Below are 13,011 nucleotides of genomic sequence, written 5' to 3' on the forward strand. Positions count from 1 at the left end.
GGGAGGATTCCCCTAGCGGGCGGCTGCCGTGTTGAAGCGCTTGGGTTCTCCCGCGAGGCGCTGCATGGTGTCGAGCCAGACCGCGCCGTGGACGCGGAGCCAACAGGCGAGCGCTTCGTCCCGGGACGCGCCGAGGCGGTCCGCCGCCAGGTCCACGACCGACTCGATCAGGTCGAGCCGCAGGGACTGGTCGATCCCGAAGCCGTCGAGGTCGGCGGCGAAGAGGTACTGGAAGTGGCGGGGCTCCTTGCGCGCGTAAGCGGCGTAGCCGTGTTCGAGGTCGTTTGCATTGCGGGCGTTGGCGAGTGCGGCCCGGAGGTCCTCGCCGCAGGAGCGGTAGACCTCGGCGAGCAGCCGCTTCCGGCTTCCGAAGTGGCTGTAGACGCACATGGTCGAGCGGCCCGCGGCCTCGACGAGGCGGCGCACCGAGAGGTCTCCCGTGCCTTCGCGGCTGATCAGCTCGCGTCCACCGTGGACCAGCTGCTCGGAGACGGTGAGTGACGACATGGGCGGCTCCACACTCGATAACGGTTCGGCACCCGCGCTTGACAGGGCGCCTCCGCCAGCATAACAATCGTTATTGAGATAACAAGCGTTATTCCTTCTCGCTTTGGAGGCCTCCCATGACCGCACCCCTCGCCCGCCTCGAACTGCGGCTCGCCGCCCTCGCCGGATGGCTCAGCGCCGCGATCATCCTCGTCAACACCGCGAAACGGGCCGAGATCCTGCCGACCACCGCGGTCACGCAGCTCCTCGCCCCGCTCGCGCAGATCTTCGCGATCGGCTTCATCATCGGGCTCTACATCGCCTGCCGCGGCACCAGAAGCGGCCTGCTCACCGTCGGGTTCATCGCCAGCCTCGCGTCGATCGCGGCCCTCGTGGGCGTCGAGTTCGTGATCAACCTCGTGTTCGCCTACCTCGAACCGGCCCAAGTGGACGCACTCCGCGCCGGCCCGCTCGGCACCGCGCTCACCGTCGCCTCGATCCTGTTCATCCTCGCCGCGGTCGCCTACGCGGCCGGGCTCTGGCGCAGCGGGGCACCGCGCCTCCCGCTCGGGCTGTACGCCGCCGCGACGTTCCCGATCGGCCTGCGCGCCTTCGTCCCCGAAATCGCACTCCAACTCGCGCTCGTGGTCCTCGCCGCGGCCGTCGTCTGGCTCTCGGCGACCCTGTGGCAGCGCGCCACCGAACCCGCGACCGCCTGAGCAGAGGCGTGGGGGGCGGGGGCGGGGGGGGGGGGCGGCCGCGCCGGGCCGCCCCGCGCCGCCCCGCCGGGCCCCCCCCCGGGCGCCGGGGCGGCCCCCCTCCGTCCGCACCCCCGCCTCTCACTAGCGGGCCAGCAAGTCCCGCAAGGCCTTCACGACCATCGCCGGGTCCTCTTCGGCCATGAAGTGCCCGGCGTCGGTGAGCCGGTGGTCGAGGTCCGGCGCCCACGCCCGCCACACGGCCGCCGCATCGTAGCCGAGGGCCGCGCCCCAGTCCTGCTGCACCACGGTGACCGGCATCCGAAGCCGGTTCCCGTTCGCGCGGTCGGCCCGATCGTGCTCGACGTCGATGCCGGCCGAAGCCCGGTAGTCCGCCACGATCGAGACGACCGCTTCACGGGAGGCCCGCAGGTACTCCTCGCGCACCGGGCCCGGAATCGCCTCCGGGTCCTTCGTCCAGGCGTCGAGGAAGCACCCGAAGAACGCGTCCGCGCTCGCGGCGATCATCCGCTCGGGCAGGCCGGGCGGCTGCGCCATCAGATAAAGGTGGAACGCCACCGCCGCGTCCACCCCGTGCAGGACCTCCCACATGTCCAGGGTCGGCACCACATCGAGGATCGCGAGGTGCGAGACCGACTCCGGATGATCGAGACCCGCGCGAACCGCCACCAGCGCACCCCGGTCGTGCCCGGCCAGCGCGAACCGCTCATGCCCGAGCCCCGCGGCGAGCCCCACGATGTCGGCGGCCATGGTGCGCTTCGCGTAGGTCTCGCCTCCGGCTTCGGCGGGCTTGTCGCTCGCGCCGTACCCGCGGAGGTCGGGGACGATCACGGTGTGGTCGGCCGCGAGGTCGGCGGCCACGTGCCGCCACATCAGGTGCGTCTGCGGGAAGCCGTGGAGCAGCACGATCGGGCTGCCTTCGCCGCCCACGGCCGCGTTGAGCGCGACGCCGTCGTCGGCGCTGATCCGCTGGTAGTCGAAGCCCGGTATCGAAAGGCTCATGGTCGCTCCTTCTGGTTCGGTGGGTCTCTCCGAGTCTGCGAGTCGCCGATGAGCGTTCGATGAGCGCGATAGTTTACGTGCGGATGGAGGTGCCCTTGCGCGTGCGAATCGGTGTGCTCGGCCCGGTCCTGGCCTGGGACGAGGCCGGGTCCGAGCTGGTTCTCAGGGGTCCCCGGCACCGCGCGGTGCTGGCGCGGCTGGTGGCCGCGCACGGGCGGGTCGTGCCTGTGGACCGGCTCGTGGACGATCTCTGGACCGAGCCGCCGGCAGGAGCGGTGAGCGCGGTGCGGACGTTCGTCGCGGCCCTGCGGCGCGCTCTGGAACCGGACCGGCGGCCGCGCGCGCCCGCACGGCTGCTGGTGACCGAAGGGCCGGGATACGCGCTGCGGCCCGAGTCGGACGCGGTGGACGCGTGGCGGTTCGAGGCGGCCGCCGCCGAAGCCGCGAGCGCGCCACCGCATCAGGCGCTCGAACTGCTCGATGGGGCCCTTGGCGAATGGCGGGGCCCTGCGTACGCGGACTTCGATGAGGCTTGGGCCGGAACGGAACGCGCCCGGCTCGAACAGTTGCGGCTGGCCGCGATCGAGCGGCGGGCCGATGCGCTGCTGGAGCTCGGGCGGCCGGGCGAGGCGGTCCCGGATCTGGACGCGCTGGTGGCGGAGCATCCGTGGCGCGAGGAGGCCTGGCGGCTGCTGGCGCTCGCGCTGTACCGCACGGGTCGGCAGGCGGACGCGCTCGCGGTGCTGCGGCGGGCCAGGGCGCTGCTCGATGAGCGGCACGGCGTCGAGCCGAACGTGCGCCTGCGGCGCCTGGAGACCGACCTGCTCCGCCAGAGCGATCCCGGTGCTGAAGGGGCCGAACAGGTCTGGGCCGTGACGGCGGCGGCGTACGACCAGACCGCGGGGCCGCAGTCCCCCGCGCGCTTGGAGTCAACGGTCGGCCTGCTCCGCAGCCTGGCGTACACGGGCGGCACCGGCCTCGGGACGGCGCAGGAGCAGCGGGCCGCCACGGTCGCGGCCGCTGAGCGCCTGGACGACCCGGAACTCGCCGCGCGGGTGATCGGCGGTTACGACGTGCCCGCGATCTGGACGCGTTCGGACGATCCGGCCCGGTCCGCGAGGATCGTGGCCGCCGCCGAACATGCCTTGGCGCGCTTGGGATCCGACGCGCATGACGTCGACCGGGCGAGGCTGCTGTCGGTCATCGCGGTCGAATCGCGGGGCGTGCCCGGGCCGCGCCCGGCCGATGCCGCCGCCGAGGCCGAGTGGCTCGCCCGGAGCCTGGGTGAACCGTCACTGCTGGCGTTCGCGCTCAACGGCGTCTTCATGCAGACCTTCCACCGGACCGGGCTCGCCCCGGAGCGCGACGGGATCGGGGCCGAGCTGATCGCGCTCGCCACTCGGCATCGCTTGCCCGCGTACGCGATCCTGGGGCATCTCATCCGGCTCCAGGCACTCAGTGCGCTGGCGGATTTCGGCGGCGCGGACGAGCACGCCAAGGCGGTGGACCTCCTTGCGGAGCGTCATGAGCGGCCGCTCGCGAGAGTGTTCACCGACTGGTACCAGGCGATGCGGCTCGCGGCTCATGGCGCGCCGTTCGGGGCGGCCGAGGCCGCCTACCGGGCTGCGGGTTCGCGGCTCGACGGGGCGGGAATGCCTGGGGTGCAACGGGGCCTGCTGCCACTCGCCCTGCTGTGCCTGCGGTTGCAGCACAGGAAGCCACTGCTCTTCCCGGACGACACTGATTGGGGCCCTTACGGACCCTGGGTTCAGCCGCTGCTCCTGCTGGAGACGGGCACTCGGGAGGAAGCCGAGGCTGCACTTCTCCGGACGCCGGTGCCTCCTGGGGACCTCCTGACCGAGGCGATGTGGGTCCTCACCGGTCGGGCAGCGATCGCCTTGGGAGACAAGGGCGTGAAGGCGAGGGTCGAAGCGGCGCTCGCGCCGGCGGCGGGTGAACTGGCCGGTGCGGGCAGCGGCATGCTCACCGCCGGGCCGGTGGCCGACCTCCTCGACGCGCTGGGCTGACGGCCGAAAGCGGCCACTGCCCGCCGTCCGCATCGGCCTACGTTCTCCCAGGTGAGGCGTGCTCCCGTGGATGGAAGCACGCCTCGACGCTGCAGCCGGGTGCTACCGCACCGCCGGGTCATCGGAGTGGTTGACGATGACGTCGAACGACTCCAGTTCACCGATGGACTTGGTAGCGGCCTGGCCGTCCTCCTGCTCGTAGAGCTTCACCGGCTCCTGCAGTTGGTACAGCTGGTTCACCGGCGGGAAGGCCGTCACGTCGGTGGCCTCAGCGACCGCTTTGATCTCGAACGGCGCGGTCTGGAGCGTCACGGGCCTTTGGTGGCCGGGAAGCGCCTCGACCTCGAATGCGACCACGTACTGCTTCGCGGCATCCGCATCCGGCGTCTCCGGATCGACCGAGGTCACTCGGACCTGCCCGAGATCGCCCTCCTCGCCGACCGGGTTGAAGAGGATCAGGTCGGTCGCCGATGCGCCTTCGGGTGTCTCGGCGAGGGTGGCCTGGCCTTCCAGCGGACCGGTGCCGTAGGTCTTGCTCTTGGTCTTGCCCTTGGCCTCCCAGTTCTTGATCGTGAACTCGGCGCCTTCGCTGGCGATCGGCACGTTGACCGGAACGCTCGCGGGAACCGGCACGGCGGCCGGATCGAGGGGCGCCGGATCGGTGTGGGCGGCTTGGACCGGGCCGGCGGCCGTCGCCGCGAGCAGGCCCAGCGGCAGCGCCATCACGGCCGCCCTGCGGGCGAAGCGGAAGGCGGTCTTGTCGGTGCTGGTGTCGCGGTTGTCGTTCGTGTTCATTCTGCTCCGTTCGAGATACGGCGCAGCCGCAGGTCAGCGGCCACGAGTCCTGACTTCCGCAAGCGACTATAGGACGATGTGGACGCGGACAAAGCCGTTTCGCTCGAACTCGACTACGAACGGTGTCGGAGGCCAGCCCGCGCGCTGGCACATTATTCTGCGGCTGTGGAAGAACGATGGACCGTGTTCGCGAACGGCCAAGCCTCCGAGCGGGTCGTGGACGTCGTAGCGGTCGCTGAGTTTCTCGAGCCCGCGTGCACCTGCGGCAGCTTGTGCATGGGCCGGTACCGCTTCTGGTTCGAGCACGCCGGGTCGCTCTTCACCGTCGATGCGGATCGGATCGGCGTGGACTGGGCGATCGAGGAGTACATGGAGGCGGCGCCATCGACCGCGTATGCGACGTTCCCGCGGCTGGTCCGGGACTGGCACGAGAGCAACGGGTGGTGCGGCCTGGATGAGCATTTCGGGTCGGCGGTGACCGCTCAGGACATCGCCGATTTCGCCGCCGCGCTCCGCCCCTACATCGGTGACGCATTCGCGTCAGCACTCCGAGACCTCGCCCGCCGAGCCACGGCGCTGAACTCCCCGATGAAGGCGATGACGGACTGAACTGACCGCAGTGCCAGGGGCGACGCGAACATGGGCCGAGGCCGGAGTCGGCGCCGGGGTGGCTCGGCGCCGGCTGCAACGGCGTTCGGGCCGCGGCCCCGCTGGAGTGCAGGGCCGCGGTTCAGGTCGGGGCTATTGCGTAAGGACGCTCACGCCGATCGCCTCGTTCATGTCATCCACTCTGGAGAACACGTTCTGCCAGCTGCAGTCGCCGACGTGCGATCCGTACGCGCGGTTGTTCCAGGACCAGCCGCCGCCAGAGTCGCCGCCGATGGTGACGTCCCCGTCCATGCGCACCAGGCTGTCCGTGAGGAAACCGTCGAGAGTGCAGGACCACCAGGGGTTCTGCACGTCGAGCGAGCAGTGGCGGACGTTCGTGGACCGGCCGAACATGCAGATCGACTCGCCCACGCTGAATCCCCACCACGGTTCGACCGACAGGGTGTCGCGGCGGATGTTCGGGTAGGCGTAGAACTCGGCGACGTCGATGTGGCCCGGGGTGGTGTGCCATTCCATGTCGCCCCAGTAGCCGCGGTGCTGCTGCTGGAAGTCCAGGTCGATGAACCCGTGGCCGGGCTGCCAGGCCTGGCTGATGCCGGTGCAGTGCCCGGCGGTGCTGACGCCGGTGGTCCCGTTGGGGGCCACGACCGTCCATCCGGTGGTGCAGTTGAACGTGTTGCCGACGTAGGCGGCCATGCCGCCGTAGCCGTGCTCGGCGGTGTTGCCGAGCTTGTCGGAGACTGTCAGCTGGACGCCCTTCTGGAACTCCTCGGAGAGTCCCTTGAGGATCTCTTCGGGGTCGGAGGGCAGCTCGGGGTCAGCGCCGAGTTCGGCGCTGATCGTGCCGTCGGCGGTGATGTCGAAGCCGCTGGAGATGTCGCCGTAGCCGAGCCCGGTCAGCTCGCGGTTGAGCCGCTGGTTGCGCTCCTGCAGTTCGAGGAACGAGTACGGCTGCTGGTCGGCGACGATCACGTCGAGGCCGCTCTCCTTGATCACCTCGTACACGAACGAGTCGGCCTCGCCCTTGATGTAGAGGGTCGGCGTGCCGCCGGGCTTCTCGGACAGGGCGGTGCCGACGAACACATCCAGGCGCTCGGGGGCGATCCTGGCCGCGATCTCGCCGATGGTCTCGGCGACCTTGTACTGGGCCTCGGCTTCTTCGAAGGTCCAGCCGTGGGTCTCGGCGGTGTTGCTGAGTTCGTCCTTGAGGCTTTCCTCGGGGTTCTGGTAGCCGTCCTTGGGGTCGGGGTCGTTCTCTTGGGCGGTGGCGGCTGCCGGATAGGCCAGCAGCAGGGCGGGCGCCACGAGCGCGATGAGCACGCGCTTCGTGATGGGGTTCTTCATGGGATAAATCCGATCTGCTCTTCATCGAGAAGGAGGGGGATTACGAGAGTCGGGCCCGACGCCAAGCGTGGTGACCTGGCAAGAAGTCACGCTACCAACACGGACCGGAACGGTGGGTCCCTTGTGGCCCGCATCGACGACCTCGCACCTCCGCGACGGCAGTGTTCCCCCAGCGTGACGACATGTTATCGATACGCAACGAGTCCCCAATGGTCAGTCAATCGACACGAAGCGTTCTGTTTGGCCCAGCGATCCCGCTCCAGACCTCTCGATCGGGCGACCCACGACAAGGCCCGCTCCTCCCATGCAGCGCATCAAGATTCATCAGGTCTTAATTTGTTTGTTGAATCGATCAAACATTGACACCAACACGTGGGACATAGCAGACTGCCTATATCGCGCGCTCAGGCGTCCCTCCTAGCGCGTTTCGATACCGATCTGCGCCCGCCGGAGGTCCGACCGGCAGCGCGCAGGAAGGAATGGTCAGATGAAATCCTTCAACTTCAAGACGGCCGTCCTCGCCAGGATGACGCTTGTCGTCCTCGTGATCGCCGGCCTCCTGAGCTTCGCCACTCCGGCGCAAGCGGCGGTGTACACCTCATGCGACCGGTGGGGCACTTACACCGAAGGCGACTGGACGATCTACAACAACGTCTGGGGCAACAAGAGGCAGGGCACGCAGTGTCTCACCGTCAACAGCATCAACTCGTGGTACGTCGACTCGACCCAGTCCCGAGGCGGCGTGAAGTCGTACCCGAACACCTCGGTCAGTCCGGGGACCCCGCTGGCGCAAATGCAGTCGGCGACGTTCACCTACAACACCACCTCAGCCCCCTTCACCAGCGGAGACTGGTGGAACTGGACCAGCGACATCTGGTCCACAGGCGGCCAGGACGAGGTCATGATCTTCACCAGCTGGCAGCCCTCGGCAGGCGGTTGGGGAACGAAGATCATGACCGACGTGACCATCGGAGGCATCCTCTACGCCGAGGTCTGGCAGGCCGCTCCCGGCTGGAACGTCCTGCAGCTCATCCCTGCTCAGCAAAGCAACAGCGGGACCGTGGACGCCCTCGCGGTCTGGAAATGGGCCGCGGCCGAAGGGCTCCTGGTCAACACCACCTTCGACACCATGCAGTTCGGCATCGAGATCACCTCGACCAGCGGCGTGCAGAAGCGGTACTCGCTGAATGATTACCACGCTTCGTGGTCTAGCACGTCAGGCGGCGGATCGAGCATCTGACCGGAAGCAGATGCGCGACAAGCAGTAGCGGGCCGGTCGATCCCCCACCTGGGATCGACCGGCCCTCAGTTGCTCTCGGCTGCGGCACTGAGGGAGTTCACGGAAGATGCTGAACACCAGGGTGCTCTCAAGTTCCGCGGTGGCGTAGAAGGCCCGGTTGAGAGGCTTTGGGCGCGTAAGGAAGCAGGCACGGGGTTCGTGATCATTGCGACCTGGCGCCACTGCCACGGAATCGACTCGCGACAGCACCAGGAACGACCTTGCCCACGCCATCCAGCGGATGCGCGCCGTCAACGCCGCCTACGGCACCGATCAGCAGCCCGGGCCCCTGTGGAAGTCGCCGAACCAGCCGTATCATCAGGGCGATTCAATGCCGTTTCAGCCTTCAGTCCACACAGCGCTGCGTTCCCCGCGCACACTAGGATCTACTGAGCCTGATGCAACCTGGAATGGGCTTCGACGAGACTGGACACATGTGGAGAGACCTGGTCCAGCAGGCCGAAGCGGTGATCACGCGAAAGGCTGAGCTCGACTTCACGGTTGCAGCCGGTGAGGATCCGAGCGCGGTGTTTCGCCGGTTTGGGGCGTCGATAGCAACTCGACTCCCGATGCTGCCGCAGCGTGTGCCGTACAACAAGGTGCGCGGGTACCAGTCAGCGGATCACCGGATGCTCAATGAGGTCATCGAGTTCTATGCCGACACCGGCGTGCGACCGACCTTGCCGGACTTCCGAAGGCGGGGTTGCCAAGCCGCGCTCATCAACCGGCGACTGGCTGACGCGCGCGAGGACAATGGTCTGGTTGTGGTCACCGCCGCCTATGCCTCCCCCAGCCATGACAACCTCGCTCGCTATGGGTTCGGGATAACGCACACTCGCACCGTTTGGCAGTGAGACCGGCTTTCCGAGCATGGCGGTCGAAGTCGTCGAGGACTTGGACGGCTTTGGCGATCTGGGTGATGCAGTCTGGGGCGCAGGGCGCCTGGTCGAGGATCGCCCAGGCTTTGAGTCGGGCGAGCATGCGCTCAACTCGACCGCATGGTGAACCTGTTGCGCTCCAACCGATTACGACCAGGAGGATGGAAAAGCTTCCTGGAACGGCGTCCAGTTCCGAAGCACCCGAAAGGATCGCAGCATGTCCATCGACCGCCTCATGGAGATCCACAGTCCCGAGTTCAAGGCCATGTCCGAGCGGGTCCTGCGGACCACCGAGCTGACCTCGCGCCTGAACGTCCTGCCCTTCGAGGACGAGGAGGGCAAGGCAGAGCTGTTCAAGCTGATCCTCGGTCGGCCGCTGCCCGAGAGGGTGACGATCTACCCGCCCTTCTTCACCGACCACGGCCTGAACCTCGATTTCAGCGAGCGGGTGTTCATCAACCAGAACTGCACGTTCCTCGACTACGCGGGCATCACGATCGGCGAGCGCACGATGATCGGTCCGAAGGCCACGTTCATCACGGTGAGCCACCCGGTCGACCCCGAGGAGCGGCGGGGCTGGCTGACCGGCGCGCCCATCACCGTGGCGGAGAACGTATGGATCGGCGCCGGGGCGACGATCCTGCCCGGAGTCAGTATCGGGCGCGACGCCGTGATCGCGGCGGGCGCGATCGTGGCCGATGACGTTCCGGCGGCGAGCCTGGTGACCGGCGGCAAGGCGACCGTGCGTCGCCGGTGGTGACCGGGATCGTCGCCTTCGAGTGCACCTGGATCCGGTGACACCGTTGGCGCCGATCTCGAACGAGTCGCCGCGCTCGACCCGCCGGCGTCATTACATTCATCTGATCTTTATTTGTTTATTTACGCGTGCAAACATTGACATTCCTCCATGCGATGCACCAGAATGTCTAGATATCGCACCAGGTGCCACTCCTGGTACGTTCCGACACGATCTGTGTGCGTACGGTGACCCTCATCGGCCGTGCGCAAGAAGGAAAGGTCAGATGAAACTCGTCAAAAGCAAGTCGGCCGCTGTCGCCCGGCTCGCCTTGGCCGTCCTCGTGATCGCCGGGCTCCTGAGCTTCGGATCCCCGGCGCAGGCGCAGGTGTTCTCCTCGTGCGCCACGTTCGCGGAGTACCACCAGAATGACTGGACGATCTACAACAACGTCTGGGGCAACCAGGGCAATCAATCGCAGTGCCTGCGCGTCAACAGCATCAACTCGTGGTACGTCGATTCGACCCAGTCCGGCGGCGGCATCAAGTCGTACCCGAACACCTCGGTCAGGCCGGGAACTCCCCTGTCGCAGATGGCGAACGCGGGGTTCACGTACAACACGTCCTCAGCCGCCCCCAGCGGCGACGACTGGTGGAACTGGACGGCGGACATCTGGTCCACCAACAACCAGGACGAGGTCATGATCTTCACCAGCTGGAACCCGCAGGGACCGGCCGGCGGTTGGGGCACGCAGATCGCGAGCAACGTGACGATCGGCGGCATTCTCTACCAGTCGGTCTGGCAGGCCGACCCAGGCTGGAACGTCCTGCAGTTCATCCCCGCCCAGCAGAACAATGAAGGCTATGTGGACGCCTTGGCGACCTGGAAATGGGCCGCGGACAACGGCCGCCTGCGCAACACCACCTTCGACACCATGCAGTTCGGCCTCGAGATCACCTCGACCAGCGGCGTGCCGAAGCGGTACAACCTGAACGAATACCACGCCTGGTGGACCAACACCTCCGGCGGCGGCTCGGGCATCTGACCGCAAGTATGCGCTACAAGTGAGGGCCGGGGACCGCAACGCGGTTCCCGGCCCTCGCCGTCTCCCCCTCAGATATCGGGCCTCCAGGCCGGATCGCGGCCGATGAACGCCGCCAGCTTGTCCTGCGGAGAGGCATCGTCTGCGACGGGCACGGCGGGCCCGAACTGTCCACTCTCGCGCAGCATCTGGTCGATCGGCTGCATGCCCGCCAGCGCGGTGCGGCAGCGCTCCTGCCCGAGTTCCGGTTCGCGGCCCAGCGCTTTGGCGAGGTCCCAGGAGTGCAGCCAGATGTCGGCGGTGTAGAACTGGTCGATCGCCTCGTCCACGGGCTTGTCGCCGGTGTGCGGGTTGCTGAGGACGCGCCCGGCGGGGCCCTCGATGATGTCCTGGATGTCGGTGACGTGGCGGCGCCAGGCGGCCGCCGGGTCGGCGTCGATGTCCAAGGACTCCAGTTCGATCCCTGCCCCCTTGAGGAAGCCGCGCGGCCATTCGACCAGGTGCTTCACGACGTCCAGGGCGGTCCATGCGGCGACCGGGCTCGGGCGGGGCCAGTCTTCGGCGGTCGCCGACTCGACCAGGGCGGTGAAGTACGCTGCGTCGCGCGCGTGCCGCCCGGCGGGGTCGTCGGACTCGAGCGTTCGGCTCTGCGCCATGGTCTACGCCCCTTCCTGCGACTCGAGCAGCTCGTCGAGCTTCTCGTAACCTTCGTTGACGCCGACGTCCATGCCGCTCGCGAGCATGCCGTCGCGGGTCTCGAAGTCCTGCGTCACGCTCAGCACCCGCAGCCGCGTGCGACCGCCTTCGAGCGGTTCGAAGGTCAGCGTCTCGAGAAAGACACTGTCGGGATCCCCCTCGTAAGTGAAGGTCCAGACGATCCGCTCGTTCGGGCGAACCTCGTGAAAGCTGCCGAAGAAGGCGTACGTCCCGCCGTCGCTCGTGCCGCTGAACGCCCACTCGCCGCCGGTGCGGGCGTCCCAGCGGGTGATCTGCATGATCGTCGAGCGGGGCCCGGCCCACTGGGCGTAGAGCTCGGGGTCGACGTGGGCGTTGAACACGCGTTCGGGTGTCGCGTCGAGCTCGCGGATGATCTCGATCGTCGGGACCTTGGCATCCGCCACGATCTGGGTTTCGTGCTTGGTCATGATGTTTGCTCCTTGTCGGGTCGCCGGTCCTCGTCGTCCTGGGCCGTGCGGGCCAGGAGGGCGTCGAGGCGGCGGTAGCGTTCTTCGGCCTCGCGCCGATAGCGTTCGATCCACTGTGTCATCAGGTCGAGGGCCTCCGGGTTCAGATGGACTGGTCGGCGTTGGGCGTCTCGGCTGCGGGTCACCAGGCCGGCGTCTTCGAGCACCTTCACGTGTTTGGAGATCGCCTGGAAGCTCACTTCGTACGGTTCTGCCAGTTCGCCGACGGTCGCGTCCGAGACGGACAGGCGGGCGACCAGGTCGCGCCGGGTCGGGTCGGCGAGCGCCGCGAACGCCCGGTCGAGCTGCTGTGTACTGTCACCCACGAATCTTCCTCAACTACTTGGTTGAATACAACGTTAGACCGTCGACCGGTATTTGTCAACCAGTTGGTTGAATAAGGGTCTACCTGAGTGATGCGACCAGCACAGAATCAAGTCAACGGGAGGTGAGGCTCAGGCTTAAAGATGGGCAGCGACGGGGAGGTGGATGGATGGCCTCGGATGTCGGGCGGCGGGTTTGTGTTGGGTTGAGGCGCAAGGGGTCTGGTCGGGTTTGGGGCGCGGCCGGGCGCCGAACGTGAGGGTTTTCCCTGCGTGTGGGTGATGACGGCGGGGTCTGTAGTGGGGATAATTGAGGTACGTACAGGGATACGGAATCCGTGTAGGTGAACGATATGGTGGTAAGCAGACTACGACATAAGCCTCTGGCCATATGCCTGCATTGCACGGACGTTGAGATCGGTGTCGGAGCCATGAGGAGCTCCGGCGTCACTCGGCCACGGCCCTTTGCGATGAGCTGTTGAACTGTCCTGGCAGGGACAGGGACACGGCGTGTACTCCCGGACCGGGGTGAGACCCGGGACGGACAGCGGCGAGCACCCACATGGTGCCTGCCGGCAGGCCCAGGC

At 67.6% G+C, this 13,011-nt stretch carries 15 protein-coding genes; 8 read left to right on the top strand and 7 right to left on the bottom strand.

The window, feature by feature from the left end:
• Window positions 1–12: 12 nt before the first annotated feature.
• Entirely contained in the window at window positions 13–507 is a 495-nt protein-coding gene (locus tag O1R50_RS08195; protein ID WP_270109444.1) for a TetR/AcrR family transcriptional regulator, read from the bottom strand.
• 116 nt (window positions 508–623) lie between these two features.
• On the opposite strand from O1R50_RS08195, the gene O1R50_RS08200 reads away from it, so the two are divergent.
• Window positions 624–1,205: a hypothetical protein gene (locus O1R50_RS08200; protein ID WP_270109446.1), complete on the top strand. Its 582-nt coding sequence runs from the start codon at window positions 624–626 to the stop codon at window positions 1,203–1,205.
• A gap of 123 nt (window positions 1,206–1,328) precedes the next feature.
• On the opposite strand, the gene O1R50_RS08205 is transcribed toward O1R50_RS08200, so the two are convergent.
• Window positions 1,329–2,207 carry an alpha/beta fold hydrolase gene (locus O1R50_RS08205; RefSeq protein WP_270109447.1) on the bottom strand — a complete coding sequence of 293 codons (879 nt, stop codon included), beginning with the start codon at window positions 2,205–2,207 and terminating at the stop codon, window positions 1,329–1,331.
• Window positions 2,208–2,302: 95 nt separating this feature from the next.
• On the opposite strand from O1R50_RS08205, the gene O1R50_RS08210 reads away from it, so the two are divergent.
• Entirely contained in the window at window positions 2,303–4,234 is a 1,932-nt protein-coding gene (locus O1R50_RS08210) for an AfsR/SARP family transcriptional regulator (protein ID WP_408612644.1), read from the top strand.
• 102 nt (window positions 4,235–4,336) lie between these two features.
• Here O1R50_RS08210 and O1R50_RS08215 read toward each other — a convergent pair whose 3' ends face one another.
• The gene (locus O1R50_RS08215) at window positions 4,337–5,029 is read right to left on the bottom strand and encodes a hypothetical protein (protein ID WP_270109449.1); all 693 of its coding nucleotides are present in this window, start codon (window positions 5,027–5,029) and stop codon (window positions 4,337–4,339) included.
• Window positions 5,030–5,194: 165 nt separating this feature from the next.
• Here O1R50_RS08215 and O1R50_RS08220 point away from each other — a divergent pair, with 165 nt between their 5' ends.
• Complete coding sequence (locus O1R50_RS08220) at window positions 5,195–5,638, top strand: hypothetical protein (protein WP_270109450.1); 444 nt, start codon at window positions 5,195–5,197, stop codon at window positions 5,636–5,638.
• A 132-nt stretch (window positions 5,639–5,770) separates the two neighbouring features.
• On the opposite strand, the gene O1R50_RS08225 is transcribed toward O1R50_RS08220, so the two are convergent.
• Window positions 5,771–6,982: a chymotrypsin family serine protease gene (locus tag O1R50_RS08225; protein WP_270109451.1), complete on the bottom strand. Its 1,212-nt coding sequence runs from the start codon at window positions 6,980–6,982 to the stop codon at window positions 5,771–5,773.
• A gap of 487 nt (window positions 6,983–7,469) precedes the next feature.
• On the opposite strand from O1R50_RS08225, the gene O1R50_RS08230 reads away from it, so the two are divergent.
• The 5 genes from O1R50_RS08230 (at window position 7,470) to O1R50_RS08250 (ending at window position 10,920) form a co-directional block, all read left to right on the top strand.
• Window positions 7,470–8,222 (top strand): glycoside hydrolase family 12 protein, encoded by a 753-nt coding sequence (locus O1R50_RS08230; protein WP_270109452.1) that lies wholly within the window; start codon window positions 7,470–7,472, stop codon window positions 8,220–8,222.
• Window positions 8,223–8,695: 473 nt separating this feature from the next.
• The gene (locus O1R50_RS08235; protein WP_270109453.1) at window positions 8,696–9,115 is read left to right on the top strand and encodes a hypothetical protein; all 420 of its coding nucleotides are present in this window, start codon (window positions 8,696–8,698) and stop codon (window positions 9,113–9,115) included.
• Window positions 9,116–9,131: 16 nt separating this feature from the next.
• The gene (locus tag O1R50_RS08240) at window positions 9,132–9,266 is read left to right on the top strand and encodes a hypothetical protein (protein WP_270109454.1); all 135 of its coding nucleotides are present in this window, start codon (window positions 9,132–9,134) and stop codon (window positions 9,264–9,266) included.
• A 90-nt stretch (window positions 9,267–9,356) separates the two neighbouring features.
• Complete coding sequence (locus O1R50_RS08245; protein ID WP_270109456.1) at window positions 9,357–9,899, top strand: sugar O-acetyltransferase; 543 nt, start codon at window positions 9,357–9,359, stop codon at window positions 9,897–9,899.
• Between the two features lie 262 nt (window positions 9,900–10,161).
• On the top strand, window positions 10,162–10,920 hold the full coding sequence (locus O1R50_RS08250) for a glycoside hydrolase family 12 protein (RefSeq protein WP_270109457.1): 759 nt from the start codon (window positions 10,162–10,164) through the stop codon (window positions 10,918–10,920).
• Window positions 10,921–10,988: 68 nt separating this feature from the next.
• Here O1R50_RS08250 and O1R50_RS08255 read toward each other — a convergent pair whose 3' ends face one another.
• Genes O1R50_RS08255 through O1R50_RS08265 form a run of 3 tightly spaced genes read right to left on the bottom strand, consistent with a single transcriptional unit; the run spans window position 10,989 to window position 12,427 of the window.
• Window positions 10,989–11,573: a maleylpyruvate isomerase family mycothiol-dependent enzyme gene (locus tag O1R50_RS08255; protein WP_270109459.1), complete on the bottom strand. Its 585-nt coding sequence runs from the start codon at window positions 11,571–11,573 to the stop codon at window positions 10,989–10,991.
• Between the two features lie 3 nt (window positions 11,574–11,576).
• Window positions 11,577–12,062: an SRPBCC family protein gene (locus O1R50_RS08260; protein WP_270109460.1), complete on the bottom strand. Its 486-nt coding sequence runs from the start codon at window positions 12,060–12,062 to the stop codon at window positions 11,577–11,579.
• The gene (locus tag O1R50_RS08265; RefSeq protein ID WP_270109461.1) at window positions 12,059–12,427 is read right to left on the bottom strand and encodes an ArsR/SmtB family transcription factor; all 369 of its coding nucleotides are present in this window, start codon (window positions 12,425–12,427) and stop codon (window positions 12,059–12,061) included. The genes O1R50_RS08260 and O1R50_RS08265 overlap by 4 nt, the downstream gene beginning before the upstream one ends.
• Window positions 12,428–13,011 lie beyond the last annotated feature (584 nt).

This window comes from Glycomyces luteolus, assembly GCF_027622875.1.
In the GTDB taxonomy this organism is placed as follows: domain Bacteria; phylum Actinomycetota; class Actinomycetes; order Mycobacteriales; family Micromonosporaceae; genus Glycomyces; species Glycomyces luteolus.

Bases quoted from the DNA above. Each gene is read 5' to 3' on its own strand.
- O1R50_RS08195 (WP_270109444.1), bottom strand. From the start codon at position 507: ATGTCGTCACTCACCGTCTCCGAGCAGCTGGTCCACGGTGGACGCGAG.
- O1R50_RS08200 (WP_270109446.1), top strand. From the start codon at position 624: ATGACCGCACCCCTCGCCCGCCTCGAACTGCGGCTCGCCGCCCTCGCC.
- O1R50_RS08205 (WP_270109447.1), bottom strand. From the start codon at position 2,207: ATGAGCCTTTCGATACCGGGCTTCGACTACCAGCGGATCAGCGCCGAC.
- O1R50_RS08215 (WP_270109449.1), bottom strand. From the start codon at position 5,029: ATGAACACGAACGACAACCGCGACACCAGCACCGACAAGACCGCCTTC.
- O1R50_RS08225 (WP_270109451.1), bottom strand. From the start codon at position 6,982: ATGAAGAACCCCATCACGAAGCGCGTGCTCATCGCGCTCGTGGCGCCC.
- O1R50_RS08230 (WP_270109452.1), top strand. From the start codon at position 7,470: ATGAAATCCTTCAACTTCAAGACGGCCGTCCTCGCCAGGATGACGCTT.
- O1R50_RS08235 (WP_270109453.1), top strand. From the start codon at position 8,696: ATGTGGAGAGACCTGGTCCAGCAGGCCGAAGCGGTGATCACGCGAAAG.
- O1R50_RS08240 (WP_270109454.1), top strand. From the start codon at position 9,132: ATGGCGGTCGAAGTCGTCGAGGACTTGGACGGCTTTGGCGATCTGGGT.
- O1R50_RS08245 (WP_270109456.1), top strand. From the start codon at position 9,357: ATGTCCATCGACCGCCTCATGGAGATCCACAGTCCCGAGTTCAAGGCC.
- O1R50_RS08250 (WP_270109457.1), top strand. From the start codon at position 10,162: ATGAAACTCGTCAAAAGCAAGTCGGCCGCTGTCGCCCGGCTCGCCTTG.
- O1R50_RS08255 (WP_270109459.1), bottom strand. From the start codon at position 11,573: ATGGCGCAGAGCCGAACGCTCGAGTCCGACGACCCCGCCGGGCGGCAC.
- O1R50_RS08260 (WP_270109460.1), bottom strand. From the start codon at position 12,062: ATGACCAAGCACGAAACCCAGATCGTGGCGGATGCCAAGGTCCCGACG.